The sequence below is a fragment of the Microbacterium sp. X-17 genome, assembly GCF_039615055.1.
In genome coordinates, this window is the sequence record NZ_JBDHNI010000001.1 from 1,526,661 (window position 1) to 1,544,727 (window position 18,067).

Sequence of the window (18,067 nt, forward strand, 5' to 3'; positions counted from 1 at the left end):
TAGGCTAGAGCGCATGGCAGGCAGTGTTCTCCGTCTTCACGACGTGTCCGTAGTCCGGGACGGCAACCCCGTCCTCCAGAACGTCGACTGGACGGTGGAGCCGGACGAGCGGTGGGTCATCCTCGGCCCGAACGGCGCGGGCAAGACCACGATGCTGCAGGTCGCCGCCGCGGCCATCCACCCGTCGTCGGGGGAGGCCGTCGTGCTCGGCGAGACCGTCGGCCACAGCGACCTGTCCGAGCTGCGCCCGCTGCTCGGCTTCGCGTCCACCGCGCTGGCCCGGCGCATCCCGCGCACCGAGCGCGTGCTCGACGTGGTGATGACCGCCGCCTACGCGGTGACCGGCCGCTGGAACGAACTGTACGAGGACATCGACGAGCGCCGCGCCCGCCGCGTGCTCTCGGAGTGGCACCTCGACCACCTCGCCGAGCGCACCTTCGGCAGCCTGAGCGACGGCGAGCAGAAGCGCGTGCAGATCGCCCGCTCGGTGATGACCGACCCGGAGATCCTGCTCCTGGACGAGCCCGCGGCGAGCCTCGACCTCGGCGGCCGTGAGGAGCTCGTGCAGCTGCTCGGCGGGTACGCGAGCGACCCCAAGTCGCCCGCGATCGTCATGGTCACCCACCACGTCGAGGAGATCCCGCTCGGCTTCAACCGCGCCCTGCTCCTGAAGGACGGCCGCGTCACCGCCGCCGGCCCGATCGCCGAGGTGCTGACGAGCGAGTCGCTCAGCGAGACCTTCGGCGTCGACGTGGAGCTCACCGAGACCGAGGGCCGCTTCACCGCCCGGGCGCGTCAGGCCACGGGCGACTGAGGTATCTGCTAAACTCGATAGCTGGTTCCCCGCAGCAGGTGTGAACCATAAAGCTTCTCGTCCCCACGCTTTCGCGCGCGGACACGACCGACCGAACACTACGCAACAAGGAAGTCCTCATGAAGACTGGCATCCACCCCGACTACGCCCCCGTGGTTTTCCGCGACCTGGCCTCGGGTGCGACCTTCCTGACCCGCTCCACCGTGAGCAGCGACAAGACCATCGAGTGGGAGGACGGCAACACCTACCCGGTCATCGACGTCGAGATCTCCTCGGAGTCGCACCCGTTCTACACGGGCAAGCAGCGCATCCTCGACTCGGCCGGCCGCGTCGAGAAGTTCAACACGCGCTACAAGAACTTCGGCAAGTAAGCCGCAACGCAGAAGGCCCCCGTCGCCGACGGGGGCCTTCTGCGTGCGCGGACGCCTCAGTAGGTCTTGTAGCCGTTCGAGGCCGCGATGCCGAGGCCGATCAGCACGAGGATGAAGATCAGGAGGCCGATCGCCACCTCCACGAAGCCGATGATGACAGCCGCGAGGGCGAGGCCGCGGCCCTGCTCGCCGGTGCGCTTGATCTGGGAGAGGGCGACGAAGCCCAGGATGATGCCCACGATGCTCACGAAGAACGCGAGGATGAAGGCCACGATCGACATGGTGTTGTACCCGGGCTGCGCCGGCGGCTGGTAGGCGCCGTACTGCGGGGCCTGCGGCTGCTGCGGCGGCAGGGGCTGCGGATTCTGGTCGGAGTCACTCATGTCTCAGACAGTAGCGACCCAGTGGACGCCCGGCCAGTCCCCAGCCTGCGGGGTGGGACCCGTCACGCCTCCCAGGCGTGCACCGGCCACGCTCCGGACGCCGTGAACTCCGGGTCGCGGACGCGCCGCATGTACTCCTGGAAGTCGGCCGCCTGCTCGCGGCACCAGTCCACCTGCTTGCTGTGCAGCTCCACGGCGCCGACCGCGAGCTCCTCGACGTGCCGCTGCGCGAGCGCCTGGGCGAGGCGGCCGGCGGCGATCGCGTCGGCGGCGGCGTCGTGCGCGGCCAGGAGCTCGACGCCGTAGTGCGTCGCCGTGACGGTGAGCGTGCGCTTGCCCGGACGGTAGCGATCCACGGCGCGGTCGATGACGAGCGGGTCGATGACGGGCCCGGGGGCGTGCAGCGGCTCGATGCCGTGGCGGCGGGCCTCCCGGTCGAGCAGCGTGAAGTCGTAGGGCGCGTTGTAGGCGACGACGGGGATGCCGCGGTCGAACAGGCGGCGGAGCTGGTCCACGATCGCCTCGACCCCGGCGCCCGCGTCCATGCCCTTCTCGCGGGCGAGCTCGGTGGTGATGCCGTGCACCGCGGTGGCCTCCGCCGGGATCTCGACCTCGGGGTCCAGCAGCCAGTACCGCCCGTGCTTGACCTCGCCGTTCTCGCCGAGCAGCCCGACGTGGGCGGTGACGATGCGCGCCGATTCGACATCCACGCCCGTGGTCTCCAGATCGAAGACGCCGAGTTCGTGATGCCAGGTGCTCATGCAGCCAGCGTAGGAACGACCTCCGTCAGCGCTGCGGAATGGGGCGGGCGTGCCGCGGAACCGGCTACGGCCGCCGCGGCTCGATGTGCAGCCAGTAGAAGTTCTGCGTGCCGAGCGTCAGCGTGAACCGGCCGTCCTCGGCGACGGTCGGGAACTCCGCGCCGCCGAACAGGTCGTACAGCGCGCGGCCAGCGAACTCCGGCGCCTCCAGCGTCACCGACACCGGATTGTGCGCGAACGAGAACACGCACAGCACGTCCTCCGGCTGGTCGCCGAAGTGCGTGCCGCTGCCCTCGTAGGTGCGCACAAAAGCGAGCACCGACTCGTGGTCGGTCGGCAGCACGCGCATGTCGCCGAGGCCGAACACCGGGTGCGCCTTGCGCACGTGGATGACGTTGCGGATCCAGTGCAGCAGCGAGCGCGACTGGGCGAGCTGCGCCTCCACGTTGACCTGGTTGTAGTGGTACACGAGCGATTGCACGACCGGGAGGAAGAGCTTGCCGGGGTCGGCCGTCGAGAACCCGGCGTTGCGGTCCGGCGTCCACTGCATCGGGGTGCGCGAGCTATCGCGGTCGGGCAGCCAGATGTTGTCGCCCATCCCGATCTCGTCGCCGTAGTAGAGGAACGGGCTGCCCTCCAGCGAGAACAGCAGCGCGTGGGCGAGCTCCAGTTCGGCGCGAGAGTTGTCGAGCAGGGGAGCCAGCCGGCGGCGGATGCCGATGTTGGCGCGCATCCGCGGGTCGTAGGCGTACCAGCCGTACATCGCCTGGCGGTACTCCTCGCTGACCATCTCCAGGGTGAGCTCGTCGTGGTTGCGCAGGAACACGCCCCACGCCGAGCCCTCCGGCACGTCCGTCGTCTCGGACAGCACCCGGATCAGCTCGGAGGCCTGCTGGCTGCGCAGCGCGTAGAAGATGCGCGGCATCACCGGGAAGTCGAACGCCATGTGGCACTCGGGCTCGTCCTCCGAGCCGAAGAAGGCCGCGACCTCGCGGGGCCACTGGTTCGCCTCCGCGATCATCATGCGGCCGGGGTACTCGCGGTCGACCATCACCCGCAGCTTCTTGATGAACTCGTGGGTGGGCGGCTCGCCCTCGCCGTTGCCCTCGTCCGACTCGTACAGGTACGGGATCGCGTCGAGGCGGAAGCCGTCCACGCCCAGGTCGAGCCAGAACCGGACGACGTCGAACATCGCGTCGTGCACCGCGGGGTTCTCGAAGTTGAGGTCGGGCTGGTGCGAGAAGAAGCGGTGGAAGTAGAACTGCCTGCGCGCCTCGTCGAAGGCCCAGTTGGAGTCCTCGGTGTCGACGAAGATGATGCGGATGTCCGGCCACTTGTCGTCGGTGTCGTTCCAGACGTAGAAGTCGCCGAACGGGCCCTCCGGGTCGCTGCGGGACTGCTGGAACCACTCGTGCTGGTCGGAGGTGTGGTTCATCGGGAGGTCGATGATGATGCGCATGTTGCGCTCGTGCGCCTTGGTGACAAGGTCGCGGAACTCCTCGATCGTGCCGAACTCCGGCAGGATCGCCTTGAAGTCGGACACGTCGTAGCCGCCGTCGCGCAGCGGCGACTGGAAGAACGGCGGCAGCCAGAGCGCGTCGATGCCCAGCCACTGCAGGTAGTCGAGCTTGGAAGTGAGGCCAGCGATGTCGCCCGACCCGTCGCCGTTGCTGTCCACGAAGGAGCGGACCATGACCTCGTAGAACACGGCACGGCGGTACCACTGCGGATCGAGGGTGAGCCCGGGCAGCGTGATGGGCGCGGTGAAACTCACGGTTCTCCTTCTCGAGCGGCCACGCCATCGGGGCAGCGAGCTCGGGGGTCGTGCACGGTGGGGTCATGCAAGCGATTACATCCAGAGAAGTCTAGGACCTGCGGGCGGTGGGCTGTCCAGTCCTCCGGCCGCATTCACCAGGTTCCCGCGGGGACCCGGCCTAGACTGGACGACGATGACCTCCTCGACACGGTACGCCGCCGCTCCGTACGCGGAGGCACTCGGCCGCGTCCCGGTCCGCCGCGCCGAGCTCCCGATCCTCGGCGGGCTGACACGCTACTGGGACTACGGCGATCCCGACGCCGCGACGACGCTCGTTCTCGTGCACGGCTTCCGTGGCGACCACCACGGACTGGAGCCGGTGGTCGCGCAGCTCGGCGCGGGCCTGCGGCTGATCTCTCCCGACCTCCCGGGCTTCGGCGAGTCGACCCCGATGACCGAGCAGGACCACGACATCCCCGGGTACTCGCGCTGGCTGCGCGAGTTCGTCGCCGCGCTCGGCCTCCGCGGACGCGTGGTGCTGCTGGGGCACTCGTTCGGTTCGATCGTGGTCGCGGCGACGCTGGCGGAGGACGCGGCCGAGTACGCGGGACAGCGTCCCGATGCGGTCGTGCTGGTCAATCCGATCGGCCAGCCCGCACTCGCCGGGCCGCGCGGTGTGCTGACGCGCCTCGCGATCTTCTACTACTGGCTCGCGGCTGCGCTGCCTGAGCGCCTCGGCTTCGCCCTGCTGCGCAACCGGATCATCGTCCGGGTGATGAGCGAGGCGATGGCGAAGACCCGCGACCGCCCGCTGCGCGCGTGGATCCACGGCCAGCACGACAGCTACTTCTCGGCCTTCAGCGACCGGCGCGTGGTGCTGCAGGCCTTCCGGGCCTCCGTCGCGCACGACGTCAGCGAGTTCGCGGCGCGCATCCCGGAGCCGACGCTGCTGGTCGCGGCGGTGGACGACGACATCACGCCGATCGCCGCCGAGCGCCGCCTGCGCGGGCTGTTCCCGGACGCGCGGCTGGTGGAGATCGACGGGGTCGGGCACCTCATCCACTACGAGAAGCCGGTGGAGGCCGCCCGGGCGATCACCGACTTCCTGGCCGAGCGTGGAGGCCGCGCGTGAGGATCGTCTTCGACTGCCGCTACACCCGCATCGGCCGGCACGACGGCATCAGCCGCTTCACCGCGGGACTCGTGGGCGCGCTGGCCCAGCGGCACGCGGTCACGATGCTGATCAGCGACCACCGCCAGCTCGAACTGCTGCCCGACCTCCCGTGGGAGCTCGCGCCAGCCCCGACCTCGGTACTGGAGCCGCTGGTGGCCCGCCGGGTCAACAAGCTGAAGCCCGACGTCGTATTCACGCCCATGCAGACGATGGGGAGCTTCGGGCGGCGCTACCGCTTGATCCTCACGGTGCACGACCTGATCTACTACCGGCACCCGACACCGCCGCGCGACCTCCCGGGGTTCGTCCGCGTGCTCTGGCGGCTGTACCACCTGGCGTGGTGGCCGCAGCGGATACTGCTCAACCGCTCGGACGCGGTCGTGACCGTGTCGGAGACGACCAAGGACCTCATCGCCGAGCACCACCTCACCAAGCGGCCCGTCTACGTCGTGCCCAACGCGGCGGACATGCCGGCCCTCCCGGAGGAGCGCCTGGCGCGCACCGCCCCGGAGGCGAAGGTGCTCGTCTACATGGGTTCGTTCATGCCGTACAAGAACGTGGACACGCTCGTGCGCGCGGCCGCGCAGCTCCCCGACTACCAGCTACACCTGATGAGCCGGGTCACCCCCGCTGAGCGCGACCGGCTCGCGGCCCTGGCGCCGGGAGCGCGGCTGGTCTTCCACGACGGCGCGACGGACGAGGACTACGCCGAGACGCTCGCCCGGGCGACCGCGCTGGTGACGGCGTCGCGCGACGAGGGCTTCGGCATCCCGCTGGTGGAGTCCATGACGCTCGGGACGCCGGTCGTCGTCAGCGACATCCCGATCTTCCGGGAGATCGGCGGTGAGGCGGCGCTGTACTTCCCGGCGGACGACGCCGACGCGCTCGCTGCGCGGGTGCGGCACCTGGAGCAGCCGGGCGTGTGGGCGCAGCGGTCGGCGGCGTCGCGGCGGGAGGCCGGACGGTTCACGTGGTCGGCGTCGGCGGACCACCTGCTCACGGTGCTCACCGCGACGGCCACCAGGGCGGCCCGGCGCGGGCGACGGGTGAGCACCGGCCCTCAGAGCACCGACGCCGTGTAGAGGTCGCGGTCCTCCGGCCCGAGGTTGAACCGGTCGAGCGTCAGCCGTCCGTCGTCGTAGCGGAAACGGTGCACGGACCCGTTCGGGATGACTTCGCCGGGACCGGGCAGCGCGTGGTCGGTCACGTGCCGCACCAGCGAGCCGATGACCCCGCCGTGGCTGACCACGATCAGGTTCTGGCCCGGATGCGCGTCGCCCAGCTCCAGCAGTGCCGGGAGCGCGCGCTCGACGACCTCCTCGCGGGTCTCGCGTCCGGGGACGGGCGTGCCCTCCGGCCAGCGCTCCAGGATCTCGGCGCCGGTCAGCCCCTCCGCCTCGCCGTACTGCCGCTCGGCGACCGCCGGCAGCCTGCCCGGCTCGCCGAGCCCCAGGTGCCCGGCGATGATCCGAGCCGTGTCGAGCGCCCGGCTGAGCGGGCTCGCGTACACGGCGTCGAACCGGCCTCCCGACAGCGCGCGTCCCGTCGCCTCCGCCTGCGCCCGGCCGGTGCCGTTGAGCGGGATGTCGCTGGAGCCCTGGATGCGCTTGGCCAGGTTCCAGTCGGTCTGGCCGTGGCGAACGAGGGAGATGAAGGTCACGCGCGTCCTTTCGTCGAGGACGCGCGGCGGGTCAGGCGAGCCGGCGCGCCAACTCGACCAGCGTCTCCGTGGTCCCGCCGTCCAGCTTAACGGTGGCCCGCGCGTCGCCCTTGGTCTCGCCGCGGTTGACGATGACGATCGGGAGACGCTTGCGGCGCGCCTCCTCCAGGAGCCGGATGCCGGAGTTGACCACGAGCGACGAGCCGGCGATGACGAGCGCGTCGGCCGCGCGCACCAGCGAGCTGGCCTCCCGGTACTTCTCTGCGGGGATGAACTCGCCGAAGAAGACCACGTCGGGCTTCAGATGACCGCCGCAGACCGTGCAGTCCGGGATGACGAAGGAGTCGACGTCGGTCACGATCGCGTCGCCGTCCGGCGCGATCTCCACGGCGCCCTCGGTTTCCAGCCACGGGTTCGCCGCGTCGATGCTCGCGGTGATCGCCTCGCGCGCGAAGATCTGGCCGCAGACCAGGCAGACGACACGGTCCATCGAGCCGTGCAGGTCGACCACCCGGCGGCTGCCCGCCTGCTTGTGGAGGCCGTCCACGTTCTGGGTGATGACGCCGTTCGCCGCGCCCGCGGCCTCCAGTGCCGCGAGAGCGCGGTGGCCGTCGTTCGGATGGGCCGCCGCGAACCGCCGGTAGCCGACATGACTGCCGGCCCAGTACCGCTTGCGGTAGCGGTCGTCGGCGAGGAACTGCTGGAACGTCATCGGCGTGCGCTTCGGAGCGCCCTCGCCGCGGTAGTCCGGGATGCCCGAGTCGGTCGACACGCCGGCGCCGGTGAGGACGGCGAACGTCCGCCCGGCGAGCAGCCCCTCGACCTCGTCGATGCCGCGCGAGAGCTCGGGTGAGAGCTCGCTCGTCAGCGTGGTCACAGACACCTCCCGGTCGGTCCTCCCCGCAGTCTAAACCGGCCGCTTTTCGAGTTTGTTTCCGGCTACTGGCAATCTGGACGGGTGCAGATCCTCCGTGTGACCGACCTGACCGCCGACGGCCTCGCCGACTACTCCCGCCTGACGGACGTCGCGCTGCGGCGCGTGAGCGAGCCGGAGGGCGGCCTCTACATCGCGGAGTCGACCAAGGTGATCACGCGCGCGCTTGCCGCCGGACACCGCCCGCGGTCGGTGCTGCTGCAGGAGCAGTGGCTGGACGACGTGGCCCCGCTGCTGGCCGACTATCCCGACGTGCCGGTGTTCGTGGGGGAGTCCGCGCTGCTGGAGCAGCTCACCGGATACCACCTCCATCGCGGCGCGCTGGCGGCGATGCACCGGCCGGAGCTGCCGGACCCGCGCGCGCTGCTGGCCGGCGCCCGGCGGGTCGTGGTGCTGGAGGACATCGTGGACCACACCAATGTCGGCGCGATCTTCCGCAGCGTCGCCGGCCTCGGCGCCGACGCGGTGCTGGTCAGCCCGCGCTGCGCCGACCCGCTGTACCGGCGGAGCGTGCGCGTGAGCATGGGGACGGTCCTCCAGGTGCCGTGGACGCGCATCCCGGAGTGGGACGAGGTGGCGCCGCTGCTGCACGAGGCCGGCTTCGAGATCGCGGCGCTCGCGCTGGCGGACGACGCGGTCCCGCTGGACGAGTACGCCGCCCGCGCCCCGGAGCGTGCCGCGCTGGTGTTCGGGTCGGAGGGCGACGGGCTCAGCCGGCGGGCGCTGGCGGCCGTGGACACCGTAGTCACCATCCCGATGCTGCACGGGGTGGACTCGCTGAACGTCGCGTCCGCGAGCGCGGTGGTGCTGTGGGCGATGCGGGTGGCGTGAGGGTCGTCCCGGTCGCGCCGTCGGTTCCGGCTCCGGCTGGCGCGTTCTCAGCGGACACCTCAGTGCGTCCCCCTAGAATCCGAAGGTGCCTCAGCAAGTCCTCGCCGATCCCCCGCGCCGTGTGAACCGCAAGCAGGTGTACCGCCGCCGCCGGATCGTGGTCTTCGGTGTCGGGGGCGTGCTGCTGATCGCCCTGCTCTACGTGTTCGGCTCGGTCATCACGCCGATCCCGGCCACCGCCGCCGTCACCCAGCACGAGACCTCCCTCACCCAGACCGCGGCGCAGCTGAACTGGCCCGGCTACGGGTCGGCCGCGATCACCGCGCCGGACTATCCCGGCGCGACGGAGTACCACGGCAGCGACGCGAGCATGCCGATCGCGAGCATGACCAAGACGATCACCGCGCTCGTCGTCCTCCAGGCCAAGCCGCTGGACGGCAACGCGGACGGCCCGACGATCTCGTTCACCCAGAAGGACGTCGACATCTGGAACCAGGTCATCGCCGCAGGCGGCTCCTGGGCTCCCGTGAAGGCGGGCACGTCGATGACCGAGAAGCAGGCGCTCACCGCGATGCTGCTCCCGTCGGCCAACAACTACGCGATCTCCCTGGCGAACTGGGCCTACGGGTCGACGTCCGCCTACCTCAAGGCGGCGAACGGCTGGCTCGCGTCGAAAGGCTTCACCGGCACCAAGGTCGTCACCCCGGACGGCCTCGACCCGGGCAACGTCAGCACCACGAAGGACCTGATCGGCATCGGCAAGCTCGTGCTCGCCTCGCCCGCGCTCTCCGCGATCGTCTCGCAGAAGTCGGCGACGCTTCCCGGCGCGGGCGCCCAGGACAACACCAACTCGCTGCTCGGCGTCGACGGCGTGGACGGCATCAAGACCGGCAACACCGACGAGGCGGGATTCTGCCTCCTGTTCTCGGCGGAGGTCCCGGTCGGTAAGGAGAAGGTGCGCGTGCTCGGCGTGGTGCTGGGAGCGGCCGACCACGACACGCTGTGGGCCGGGGTGAGCGGGCTCCTGACGAGCATGCAGGCGGGCTTCCACGAGGTGACGGCGGCGACGACCGGCCAGGTCTTCGGCTCCTACACGACCGAGTGGGGCGCCGCCTCCAACGTGGTGGCGACCTCCGGCCAGAGCTTCGTCGTGTGGTCGAACACGCCGGTCACCGTCGATCTGACGACGCAGCGCCTCCAGTCGGGGTTCAAGGGGGATGTCGTCGGGCGGGTGACCTTCACGGTCAACGGGGCGGCGAAGACGGTGGAGCTGGCGCTGGCGAAGGATGTGCCGGACCCGGGGTTCGGGTGGCGGTTGGCGCACCCGGGGGGATTGGGGACGTAAGGTCCTGTATGGCGTTTATACCTAGTGTTTATAAGCCTGGATAATCCACGCTTTGAATATCACCGCGGGCGACTGACCGGGTGAAGAGCGTGCGGGCACTTCGAGTGCACGCGGGTGAAGCGACCTGCCGGTGAGCTGTCGACGCCGACCGTCGACTTAGTGTGATTGGGCTTCTCCCACCCAAACGTTGAGGTCCCGTTCATGACGTCTGACACCCGGCCGCACTCGCGCGCCATCGCCCGTGGCCGCCGATCGGCCACGGGCACAATGCCCCGGCCGGCGACCCCACCGACCGTGAAGCGGTTGGATCTTCAGGGACTGCGCGCTCTGGCGGTCGGGCTCGTCGTGCTGAACCACGCGTTCGAGTGGCCTGCGGGCGGGTTCGTCGGAGTGGACATCTTCTTCGTCATCTCGGGGTTCCTGATGACGTCGCTGCTGTACCGGGAGTACGAGCGGTCGGGGACCATCAGGTTCCTCGCGTTCTACCGACGCCGGATCCGAAGACTGATTCCGGCATCGGTCAGCGTCATCGTCGTGACCCTCGCCGGAGCCTTCGCCTTGTTCGGGTCCGGGCGGTTCCTGTCGACGGCGTGGGACGGCGTCGCCGCGCTGTTCTTCGTCTCCAACTGGCGGTTCGCCGCCGTTCAGACCGGCTACTTCGCGCAGGGCGGTCAGGCTTCCCCGCTGCAGCACTATTGGTCACTGAGTCTGGAGGAGCAGTACTACCTGGTCTGGCCGGTCGCGGTCCTGCTGCTGGGGCTGCTCGTGGCGCGCCTCCAGCGGCCCCGTGTCACGGCCGCGCTGGTGAGTCTGGCGATCACTGTCGCGCTGTTCCTGCTGGCGCTCCAACTCACCCAGGCGGACAGCGCCACCGCGTACTTCATCACCCCGGCGCGGCTGTGGGAGCTCTCCATCGGTTCGACGGTCGCGTTCTGCATGCCGTTCTTCGACCGGGTGCAGGCGCGGTGGCGCCCCGCGATCATGTTGCTCTCGCTCGCAGGCATGATCACGGCCTCCGTCATCACCCCGTCCGGCGCGGGCTTCCCGGCGCCGTGGGCGCTGGTCGCGGTCACCAGTACTGCGGTGTTCATCGCCTTCCCCTGGCAACCGCACCGCTCATGGCTCAACCCACTGGCCAATCCCGTGCTCTCGCATGTGGGCGACATCTCCTACTCGTTGTACCTATGGCACTTCCCGGCCCTCATCCTCATCACCGAGGAGTTCCGCGGGCTGCCGGCGGACAAGACGCCGATCCCGGCAGCGGCGTCGATGGTTGTGAGCCTCGGACTGGCCGAGCTGTCGTATCGCTTCGTGGAGGAGACCGTGCGGCGGTCGAACTGGCTGGAGCCGAAGCGGAGGAAGAGGCGGTGGGCGCCCCGCTCTCGGGGAAAGACGATCGCTCTGGCAGCCGTGGCAGCCGCCACGGTGGGGATGCTGGTCCTCGCGTTCAGTGTGGACCAGCAGGGCAGGGGCCACAACGCAGAGGCGGAGGCGACCACGTCGCCTCAGGCGGAGAACCTGCTCGACGGCGGGGCAGACCGGGCGGCGGCGCTCGACTCGCTCTCGAGCGGGATCAGGACCGCGCTTGCGGCGAAGAGCTGGCCGGAGCTCGACCCCAGCATGGGCAGCGTCGTCGAGAGCTACCAGTTCGAGAAGTACACGCACGCGTGTGCGAGTCCGCACTACCCGGGACTCGAAGCGTGCACCTGGGGTGACCCCGACGCCCCTCACTCCGTGGCACTCGTGGGCGATTCGATGTCGATAGCGTACGTGGCGATGTTCCGCGCGATTGTCGAGGCATCGGGAGGGCAACTCCGCGTCACGTCGCTCGGAATGTACAGCTGTCCGTTCGTCGACATCCGCACGAATAGCCCAACCCCCGCTTACGAGAAAGCCTGTCCGGGGCGAAAAGAGCTGGCGATCTCGAACATCGCCGCGATGAAACCGGAGATGCTCTTCATAGCGAACGGGCCGGCGGCGGACATCAATCTCGACACAGGCAAGAAGATCACCGCCGCGGAACACCAGGAGGGTTTGAAGCGGTATCTCGAAAGGGTGACGCGTGAAGCCGGAAAGGTCGTGCTACTCACCCCGCCGCCCGCTCAGAAGGATGTGCGGGAATGCTATTCGCCTCGCGCCAGCCCGGCTGCCTGTGTGACCACCGTGACTGGGAGCTGGAAGAAATACGCGCTGTCGGTCGAACAGACGATGGCCGCGACCGGTGGACAGGTCATCGACACCATCCCGCTCTTCTGCGTGACCGGCAAATGTCCCGCCTTCGCCGATGGGATTCCGGTCAAGTTCGACTCCACTCACATCACGGAGGCCTATGCGCAACACATCGCGCCGGCTTTCGTCGCACTACTCGCGGAGAAGCAGGTGAGTCTCACCGGCACGTAGCGTCGCCCTACTCCTCCTCCACAACCTCGATAACAAACGGCCCCGCCTGCGGCCGCTTCGGCAGCACATGATCCCCCGACGACTGGTGCCGGATGCGCCGCAGCACCCACGGCACCAGGTACTCGCGCGCCCAGGACAGGTCCTCCGCGCGGGCCTGCCGCCACGTCCGTACCGGCAGCGGTTCGGGCTCCAGCGGCTGGAGGTCGTTGTCGACGTTGAGGGCCGCCAGGACCATGCGGGCGACCGTGTGGTGGCCGAGCGGGGCGAGGTGGAGGCGGTCGGGGGCCCACATGCGGACGTCCTGGATCTCGGTGAGGGACCACTGGTCGGCCACGATCGCGTCGTACTTCGCGGCGACCGCGCGGACGTTCTCGTTGTAGATCGCGACCTTGCCGCGGATGCCGCGGAAGACCGGGGAGAAGCCCACGTCCACTCCGGTGAAGACGACCACTGTGGCGCCGTCCGCGCTGAGGCGGCGGACCGCCTCGTCGAACAGGGCGGCGATCGCGTCGGGGTCGGTGCCGGGGCGGATGACGTCGTTGCCGCCGGCCGAGATGGTGATGAGGTCGGGGCGGAGGGCCACCGCCGCGTCGACCTGCTCGTCCAGGATCTGCTTGATCAGTTTGCCGCGGACGGCCAGGTTCGCGTAGGCGAAGTCGTCCGTCTTGCTGCTCAGCACCTCCGCCACGCGGTCGGCCCAGCCGCGGTGGCCGCCCGGGCTGAGCGGCTCCGGGTCGCCGATCCCCTCGGTGAACGAGTCGCCGAGCGCGACGTAGCGGGACCACGGATGCTGAGCTTCGACCATCCCACCATTCTGCATCGCGGGGACGCCCGCCGACGATTGTCAGGCGGCTCCGGTAGATTCGATCCAAGTGGAGACGAACGCAGCAGCCTTGCCCGATGAGCCCGGGATGAGCGCTGGCGTACCCGCGGACGGCGCCGAGCTCGACCTCTCGGTCGGCTCGCGTGCGGGCAGTTTCGCCGCGGAGCACCTGTCGCCGTCGTTCCCCGAGCGCGCCGCCTGGGGCACCGCGGGCAAGCTCCGCGCCTGGCAGGCGGAGGCCCTCGACGCCTACTTCGTGAACGAGCCGCGCGACTTCCTCGCGGCTGCGACGCCGGGCGCGGGAAAGACCACGTTCGCGCTGCGGCTCGCGACCGAGCTGCTCTCGCGGCGCGTGGTCGAGCGGGTGACCGTGGTCGCGCCGACCGAGCACCTCAAGCGGCAGTGGGCGGAGGCCGCGGCCAGGGTCGGCCTCCACCTCGACCCCGACTTCCGGAACGCGGACGGCCGGTACGCTCGGCACTACAAGGGCGCGGCGGTCACCTACGCGCAGGTCGCGATGCGGCCGAGCCTGCACAAGGACATCACCGAGTCCTACCGCACGTTGGTCATCCTCGACGAGGTGCACCACGGCGGGGACGCGCTCAGCTGGGGCGACGGGATCCGCGACGCCTTCGAGCGGGCCACCCGGCGACTGTCGCTGACGGGGACGCCGTTCCGGTCCGACACCGCGCCGATCCCGTTCGTCGCCTACCTGCCCGACCGGCAGGGCATCCGCACCTCGGTCACCGATTACAACTACGGCTACGGCCGCGCACTCAGCGACGGCGTCGTGCGCCCGGTGATCTTCATGGTCTACGCCGGGCATATGCGCTGGCGCACCAAGACCGGCGACGAGATGGAGGCGCGGCTCGGCGAGGGCAACACCAAGGACATCACGTCGCAGGCGTGGCGCACGGCGCTCGACCCGCGCGGGGAGTGGATCCCCGCGGTGCTGAGCGCGGCGGACCGCCGCCTCACCGAGGTGCGCAACTCCATCCCGGACGCCGGCGGCCTGGTGATCGCCACCGACCACTACGCGGCCCGCGCCTACGCCGACCTCCTGCAGCAGATCAGCGGGGAGCCGGTCACGGTCGTGCTCTCCGACGAGAAGGAGGCCAGCGACCGGATCGCCGACTTCTCCGCTGGCGACTCGCGGTGGATGGTCGCGGTGCGGATGGTGTCGGAGGGCGTGGACGTGCCGCGGCTGGCGGTCGGCGTGTACGCGACCAGCGCCTCCACCCCGCTGTTCTTCGCGCAGGCGATCGGGCGCTTCGTGCGTGCGCGCCGCCGCGGCGAGACGGCGTCGGTGTTCCTGCCGAACGTCCCGACGCTGATGGCGCTCGCCAACGCGCTGGAGCTGGAGCGCGACCACGCGCTCGACCGGCCGTCGCAGGAAGGCGGGGAGGGCGACCTCTGGAACCCGGAGGACGCCCTGGTCGCGGAGGCCAACAAGGAGTCCCGCGCGTCGGAGGCGCTGACCGAGCAGTTCGCGTTCGAGGCGCTCGGATCGGAAGCCAACTTCGACCGGGTGGTCTACGACGGGCGCGAGTTCGGCGGGTTCGCGGTGCCGGGCACGGACGAGGAGCTCGACTTCATCGGGCTCCCCGGCATCCTGGAGCCCGACCAGGTGCACGACCTCCTGATGCAGCGCCAGCAGCGGCAGGCGCGGCGGCACTCGTCCCGGCCGGCCGCGGCCGACGGGCACCCGCCCGCGCCGCTGCACCGCACGCTCAAGGAGCAGCGGCAGCTCCTCAACAGCCTGGTCGGCCTCTACTCGAAGAACTCGGGGGAGCCGCACGGCCTCATCCACGCCGAGCTGCGCCGGGTGTGCGGCGGCCCGGCGGTGGCCCAGGCGAGCGTGTCGCAGCTCCAGCAGCGCATCGAATGGCTGCGCAAGCGCATCGGGCGCTGACCAGCCGTCGAGACGGCGCGAAGTGGGGGCTGGAGGCCCGAGACGGCGGAGAATGCGCCGTCTCGCGGGCTAGATGACCCCGAGGGCGAGCATCGCGTCCGCGACCCGGACGAACCCGGCGACGTTCGCGCCCAGCACGTAGTCTCCCGGGGCGCCGTAGCGCTCGGCGGTCTCCGCGCAGCTGTCGTGGATGGCGGTCATGATGTCGTCGAGGCGCTGCTCGGCGTACTCGAACGTCCAGGCGTCCCGCGACGCGTTCTGCTGCATCTCCAGGGCGGAGGTCGCCACCCCGCCCGCGTTCGCCGCCTTGCCCGGCGCGAACAGCACGCCCGCCGCCTGCAGCACGTGGACGGCCTCCGGGGTGCACGGCATGTTCGCGCCCTCGACCACGGCAGCGACGCCGTTGCCCGCGAGGGTGGCGGCGGCCGTCGCGTCCAGCTCGTTCTGCGTGGCGCAGGGGATCGCGACGTCGATCGGGGTCTCGGCCGCGAGCGCCCAGATGTCCCCGTTAGGGCGGTACTCCGCGGACGGGCCGCGCCGGGCCGCGTACTCGGACAGGCGGGCGCGCTCCACCTCCTTGAGCCGGCGGAGCAGCTCGAAATCGAGACCGTCGCGGTCGTAGACGACGCCGGAGGAGTCCGAGCACGCCACGACGGTGCCGCCGAGCTGGTGCACCTTCTGGATGGCGTAGAGCGCGACGTTGCCGGAGCCCGAGACCAGCACCCGCGCGCCGTCGAACGAGCGACCGCGGGTGGCGAGCATCCGCTGCGCGAACACGACAGCGCCGAAGCCGGTCGCCTCCGTGCGGACCAGCGAGCCGCCCCAGCCGACGCCCTTGCCGGTCAGCACGCCCGACTCGTAGCGGTTGGTGATGCGCTTGTACTGGCCGAACAGGTAGCCGATCTCCCGGCCGCCGACGCCGATGTCGCCCGCCGGAACATCCGTGTACTCGCCGAGGTGCCGGTACAGCTCGGTCATGAACGACTGGCAGAACCGCATCACCTCGGCGTCGGAGCGGCCCTTCGGGTCGAAGTCGCTGCCGCCCTTGCCGCCGCCGATCGGGAGGCCGGTGAGCGCGTTCTTGAAGATCTGCTCGAAGCCGAGGAACTTCACCGTGCCGAGCGTGACGCTCGGGTGGAAGCGCAGGCCGCCCTTGTACGGGCCGAGCGCCGAGTTGAACTCCACCCGGAAGCCGCGGTTGACCCGGATGTTCCCCTCGTCGTCCGTCCACGGCACGCGGAAGATGAGCTGGCGCTCCGGCTCCGTCATCCGCTCCAGCACGGCGGCCTTGGCGTAGTGCGGGTTGGCCTCGATGACGGGGCCCAGCGAGCCGAGCACTTCGCGTGCCGCCTGATGGAATTCCGGCTCGCCGGCGTTGCGGCGGAGGACGTCGTCCAGGAGGGAGGAGAGCACGGGAGTCACACGGAAGCCTTTCTCGAACGTAAGATTTCTGAGTCTACTCTCATGAAACTCGCCGCCAACGCCATGAGCGCGCTCCGGTCCGGTGGTTCGATGGGGCAATGAGCACGGAGCGCGACGCCGAACACGGCACCATCGACCGCCGGGAGCGGTTCCTGGAGGTCCTCTTCCGCGTCACCCTGGTGCTGAAGGGCGCGGACGGCGTGCTGGAGCTCATCGGCGGCGTCCTGCTGTTGTTCCTGACGCCGCAGCGGATGAACGACCTCGTCGTCTTCCTCACGCAGCACGAGCTCGGCGAGGACCCGAACGACCCGGTCTCCAACTGGATCGTCCACTTCGGCCACACCCTCACCGGCTCGGCGACACTGTTCGGCGCGGTCTACCTGCTGCTGCACGGCGTCGTGAAGGTCGTGCTCGTCTGGGCGGTTCTGAAGGAGCAGCTGTGGGCCTACCCGTGGATGATTGGCTTCCTGGTGGTGTTCATCGGCTGGCAGAGCTGGGAGCTGGCGAGGCACTTCTCCTGGGGGCTGCTCGGGCTGACCGTGTTCGACCTCCTCATCGTGGGGCTGACCGTCCACGAGTACCGCGTCCAGCGGCGGCTGCGGGATGCGCGGCGCGCCGAGGCTGCCGCGGGCGAGCCGGCCGCGGGTTAGGTCGGCCGGGGTCGGTTGCGACTCGGGGTTAGGTTCGGCTGCGCTTGCTGGAATCCCGGGCGTGACGTTCCTAGGCTGACGCTATGACCGCGGAGACCGTGAACGGAAAGCACCCCGACGAACCCCATCGCGAGGGGATCGCGCAACGGCTGAACTGGCTGCGGGCCGGCGTCCTCGGCGCCAACGACGGCATCGTGTCCGTCGCGGCGGTCGTCGTCGGTGTTGCGGGCGCCACTCCTGCCATCCCCGCCATCCTGACCGCCGGCCTCGCCGCCCTCGTCGGCGGCGCGATCTCGATGGCGCTCGGGGAGTACGTGTCGGTGAGCAGCCAGCGCGACAGCGAGCATGCGCTCATCGCGAAGGAGCGCCGCGAGCTGGAGGAGATGCCGGAGCAGGAGCTGGCCGAGCTGACCGGGCTGTACGAGGCGAAAGGCCTCAGGCCCGAGACGGCGCGCCAGGTCGCGATCGAGCTCACCGAGCACGACGCGCTTGCCGCGCACCTGTCCGCCGAGCTCGGCATCGACCAGGACGACGTGGTGAGCCCGTGGCACGCGGCGATCGCGTCTGCGATCTCGTTCACGATCGGCGGCATCCTCCCGCTGCTGACCATCCTGACGCCGCCAGCCATCCGCATCCCGCTGACCTTCGTGATCGTGCTGATCGCGCTGGCGGCCACCGGCTACGTCGCGGCCTGGATCGGCGGCGCTTCGCGCGGCAAGGCGATGCTGCGCGTGGTCATCGGCGGCGCGCTGGCCCTGGCGGCCACGTTCGCGATCGGCGCGCTGCTCGGCACGACGGTAGGCTGACGCCCTCGGGCCGCGTGAAGGGGGA

At 70.2% G+C, this 18,067-nt stretch carries 17 protein-coding genes; 10 read left to right on the top strand and 7 right to left on the bottom strand.

The features are described from left to right. Positions 1-13: 13 nt before the first annotated feature. Positions 14-814, top strand: a complete 801-nt coding sequence (locus tag ABCS02_RS07450) for an ABC transporter ATP-binding protein (protein ID WP_345834949.1) — start codon at positions 14-16, stop codon at positions 812-814. A 119-nt stretch (positions 815-933) separates the two neighbouring features. Beyond that, positions 934-1,185, top strand: coding sequence for a type B 50S ribosomal protein L31 (locus ABCS02_RS07455; protein ID WP_090038270.1), 252 nt, complete (start codon positions 934-936; stop codon positions 1,183-1,185). A gap of 56 nt (positions 1,186-1,241) precedes the next feature. Here the strand turns inward: ABCS02_RS07455 and ABCS02_RS07460 are convergent, their stop codons facing one another. The 3 genes from ABCS02_RS07460 to treS all read right to left on the bottom strand — a co-directional run bounded on the left by ABCS02_RS07460 (position 1,242) and on the right by treS (position 4,103). Then, on the bottom strand, positions 1,242-1,568 hold the full coding sequence (locus tag ABCS02_RS07460; RefSeq protein ID WP_345834950.1) for a DUF4190 domain-containing protein: 327 nt from the start codon (positions 1,566-1,568) through the stop codon (positions 1,242-1,244). A gap of 62 nt (positions 1,569-1,630) precedes the next feature. Then, positions 1,631-2,329, bottom strand: a complete 699-nt coding sequence (locus ABCS02_RS07465; protein ID WP_345834951.1) for a 3'-5' exonuclease — start codon at positions 2,327-2,329, stop codon at positions 1,631-1,633. Between the two features lie 64 nt (positions 2,330-2,393). Further along, entirely contained in the window at positions 2,394-4,103 is a 1,710-nt protein-coding gene (gene treS, locus ABCS02_RS07470) for a maltose alpha-D-glucosyltransferase (protein WP_345834952.1), read from the bottom strand. A 175-nt stretch (positions 4,104-4,278) separates the two neighbouring features. On the opposite strand from treS, the gene ABCS02_RS07475 reads away from it, so the two are divergent. Then, positions 4,279-5,217: an alpha/beta hydrolase gene (locus tag ABCS02_RS07475; protein ID WP_345834953.1), complete on the top strand. Its 939-nt coding sequence runs from the start codon at positions 4,279-4,281 to the stop codon at positions 5,215-5,217. Continuing rightward, positions 5,214-6,341, top strand: coding sequence for a glycosyltransferase family 1 protein (locus ABCS02_RS07480; protein WP_345834954.1), 1,128 nt, complete (start codon positions 5,214-5,216; stop codon positions 6,339-6,341). The genes ABCS02_RS07475 and ABCS02_RS07480 overlap by 4 nt, the downstream gene beginning before the upstream one ends. Here ABCS02_RS07480 and ABCS02_RS07485 read toward each other — a convergent pair. Both ABCS02_RS07485 and ABCS02_RS07490 read right to left on the bottom strand, forming a co-directional pair. After that, positions 6,320-6,919 carry a histidine phosphatase family protein gene (locus ABCS02_RS07485; RefSeq protein WP_345834955.1) on the bottom strand — a complete coding sequence of 200 codons (600 nt, stop codon included), beginning with the start codon at positions 6,917-6,919 and terminating at the stop codon, positions 6,320-6,322. The genes ABCS02_RS07480 and ABCS02_RS07485 overlap by 22 nt on opposite strands. Positions 6,920-6,950: 31 nt before the next feature. Continuing rightward, positions 6,951-7,787 (bottom strand): Sir2 family NAD-dependent protein deacetylase, encoded by an 837-nt coding sequence (locus ABCS02_RS07490; RefSeq protein ID WP_345835192.1) that lies wholly within the window; start codon positions 7,785-7,787, stop codon positions 6,951-6,953. 90 nt (positions 7,788-7,877) lie between these two features. Between ABCS02_RS07490 and ABCS02_RS07495 the strand changes: the two genes are divergently transcribed. The 3 genes from ABCS02_RS07495 (at position 7,878) to ABCS02_RS07505 (ending at position 12,429) form a co-directional block, all read left to right on the top strand. Then, positions 7,878-8,684: an RNA methyltransferase gene (locus ABCS02_RS07495; RefSeq protein WP_345834956.1), complete on the top strand. Its 807-nt coding sequence runs from the start codon at positions 7,878-7,880 to the stop codon at positions 8,682-8,684. Between the two features lie 85 nt (positions 8,685-8,769). After that, positions 8,770-10,029, top strand: a complete 1,260-nt coding sequence (locus ABCS02_RS07500) for a D-alanyl-D-alanine carboxypeptidase (protein WP_345834957.1) — start codon at positions 8,770-8,772, stop codon at positions 10,027-10,029. 201 nt (positions 10,030-10,230) lie between these two features. Beyond that, complete coding sequence (locus ABCS02_RS07505) at positions 10,231-12,429, top strand: acyltransferase family protein (protein WP_345834958.1); 2,199 nt, start codon at positions 10,231-10,233, stop codon at positions 12,427-12,429. A gap of 7 nt (positions 12,430-12,436) precedes the next feature. On the opposite strand, the gene ABCS02_RS07510 is transcribed toward ABCS02_RS07505, so the two are convergent. Further along, on the bottom strand, positions 12,437-13,234 hold the full coding sequence (locus ABCS02_RS07510; protein ID WP_345834959.1) for an SGNH/GDSL hydrolase family protein: 798 nt from the start codon (positions 13,232-13,234) through the stop codon (positions 12,437-12,439). 106 nt (positions 13,235-13,340) lie between these two features. Here ABCS02_RS07510 and ABCS02_RS07515 point away from each other — a divergent pair, with 106 nt between their 5' ends. Beyond that, on the top strand, positions 13,341-15,164 hold the full coding sequence (locus ABCS02_RS07515; RefSeq protein WP_345834960.1) for a DEAD/DEAH box helicase: 1,824 nt from the start codon (positions 13,341-13,343) through the stop codon (positions 15,162-15,164). A gap of 69 nt (positions 15,165-15,233) precedes the next feature. Here ABCS02_RS07515 and gdhA read toward each other — a convergent pair whose 3' ends face one another. Then, positions 15,234-16,586 carry an NADP-specific glutamate dehydrogenase gene (gene gdhA, locus ABCS02_RS07520; RefSeq protein ID WP_345834961.1) on the bottom strand — a complete coding sequence of 451 codons (1,353 nt, stop codon included), beginning with the start codon at positions 16,584-16,586 and terminating at the stop codon, positions 15,234-15,236. Between the two features lie 98 nt (positions 16,587-16,684). On the opposite strand from gdhA, the gene ABCS02_RS07525 reads away from it, so the two are divergent. Both ABCS02_RS07525 and ABCS02_RS07530 read left to right on the top strand, forming a co-directional pair. Next, complete coding sequence (locus ABCS02_RS07525) at positions 16,685-17,236, top strand: DUF2127 domain-containing protein (RefSeq protein WP_345834962.1); 552 nt, start codon at positions 16,685-16,687, stop codon at positions 17,234-17,236. Positions 17,237-17,319: 83 nt separating this feature from the next. Beyond that, positions 17,320-18,042, top strand: a complete 723-nt coding sequence (locus ABCS02_RS07530; protein WP_345834963.1) for a VIT family protein — start codon at positions 17,320-17,322, stop codon at positions 18,040-18,042. Positions 18,043-18,067 lie beyond the last annotated feature (25 nt).

Coding starts and splice junctions, on each gene's coding strand:
- ABCS02_RS07450 (WP_345834949.1), top strand. CDS start 14: ATGGCAGGCAGTGTTCTCCGTCTTCACGACGTGTCCGTAGTCCGGGAC.
- ABCS02_RS07455 (WP_090038270.1), top strand. CDS start 934: ATGAAGACTGGCATCCACCCCGACTACGCCCCCGTGGTTTTCCGCGAC.
- ABCS02_RS07460 (WP_345834950.1), bottom strand. CDS start 1,568: ATGAGTGACTCCGACCAGAATCCGCAGCCCCTGCCGCCGCAGCAGCCG.
- ABCS02_RS07465 (WP_345834951.1), bottom strand. CDS start 2,329: ATGAGCACCTGGCATCACGAACTCGGCGTCTTCGATCTGGAGACCACG.
- ABCS02_RS07475 (WP_345834953.1), top strand. CDS start 4,279: ATGACCTCCTCGACACGGTACGCCGCCGCTCCGTACGCGGAGGCACTC.
- ABCS02_RS07505 (WP_345834958.1), top strand. CDS start 10,231: ATGACGTCTGACACCCGGCCGCACTCGCGCGCCATCGCCCGTGGCCGC.
- ABCS02_RS07510 (WP_345834959.1), bottom strand. CDS start 13,234: ATGGTCGAAGCTCAGCATCCGTGGTCCCGCTACGTCGCGCTCGGCGAC.
- ABCS02_RS07515 (WP_345834960.1), top strand. CDS start 13,341: ATGAGCGCTGGCGTACCCGCGGACGGCGCCGAGCTCGACCTCTCGGTC.
- ABCS02_RS07525 (WP_345834962.1), top strand. CDS start 16,685: ATGAGCACGGAGCGCGACGCCGAACACGGCACCATCGACCGCCGGGAG.
- ABCS02_RS07530 (WP_345834963.1), top strand. CDS start 17,320: ATGACCGCGGAGACCGTGAACGGAAAGCACCCCGACGAACCCCATCGC.